This is a genomic window from Pseudomonas sp. P5_B2, assembly GCF_056400445.1.
The window spans coordinates 1-1264 of the sequence record NZ_JBFULH010000946.1 but is presented as its reverse complement, the minus strand read 5'-3'; the positions used below and the strand labels follow the sequence as shown (position 1 = coordinate 1264).

General features: G+C 59.9%; 1 protein-coding gene. It reads left to right on the top strand.

The annotated features are described in order from the left end of the window. A partial coding sequence (locus AC1DRJ_RS28215) for a lipoprotein N-acyltransferase Lnb domain-containing protein (protein WP_477805033.1) occupies positions 1 to 1264 on the top strand: 1264 nt, incomplete at both ends.

The window sequence follows — 1264 nt, the reverse complement described above, 5'->3', positions numbered from 1 at the left end:
GTCCGAAGGAGTTTGTTGCGGTCAACATGGAGTATTTCCTCCTCGACCCGAGCTACGCCTGTCGTCGTCCGGCGCTGTACCGCTACTACCAGGAGCACTTCGGCTGGGCACCGGCGACCAAAGACACCTGCGCCAAAACCGTCGCCTTTCTCAACGCCGGCAATGACTTTGCCAAGCAACCCCTGGGACAGGTCGATCCGGAACGGGTCTACGCCATCGACTATCTGCTGGCCGAAGCCAATCAGAACTGGGTCAGCCGCTGGGGCCATAGCATGTTGCGGCTAGTCATCTGTGCGCCAGGACGGCCACGGGGCCCCGACTGCCGTCTCGATCTGGACCAGCATCTGGCCTTGTCCTACCGCGCCTTTGTCGGTGACGTGCAGCTTTCGAGTTGGGGCGGACTCGTCGGTAAATACCCATCGCGTCTGTTTGTCCTGCCGCTCTCCCAAGTCATCGACGAATACACCAAGACCGAACTGCGCAGTGTGGCCTCGGTGCCGTTGAACCTGTCGCGCAGCGAGATCGAAGGTATCGTGGAACATGCCGCCGAGATGCACTGGAGTTACGACGGCAACTACTTTTTCCTGTCGAACAACTGTGCGGTAGAAGACCTGAAACTACTGCGTAGCAGCACCAACCATGCACAACTGGTCGGGCTGGATAACATCATGCCCAACGGCCTGCTGGCAGTGCTCAAGGGGCGTGGACTGGCAGATACCAGCGTGCTGGACGACCCGCGCGAAGCGCTACGGCTGGGCTATCGCTTCGATTCCTTCCGCGACCGTTATCAGGCGATGTTCGATGTGCTGAAAAAGCGCGTGCCAATCAAGCAGGACAAAGTCGAAGATTGGCTGGCATTGAAAGCGACAGAGCGCCGGCAATGGTTCGAACAGGCAGACCTGCGCGCCAGTGCCGCATTGCTGCTGTTGGAACAGGCAGCCTTCCGCCAACAAATGCTGCTGGCCCAGGACGAAGTCAAGCAGCGCTACCTCGGCGCTCGGGAGCTGAAAAACGGCGGAATGGACAAGGCCGATGCGACCTTGCAACAGATTCTCGCCAATAGCGGCTACCTTAGCCGTCCGGCTGAACTGCTCGGCAGCGGCGGATATGGATTGCCCCAACCCAGTGAGTGGCAACGCCTGGAGTCGGAGAGCAGCCTGCGCCAAAAGCAGTTGCTGGCGCTGACAGGGGATCTGGACAAGGAAGTGCGAGCATTGCTCGAACCCGACCGTGCCGCCGAAATGGCCGCCAATGAAGCCAACCT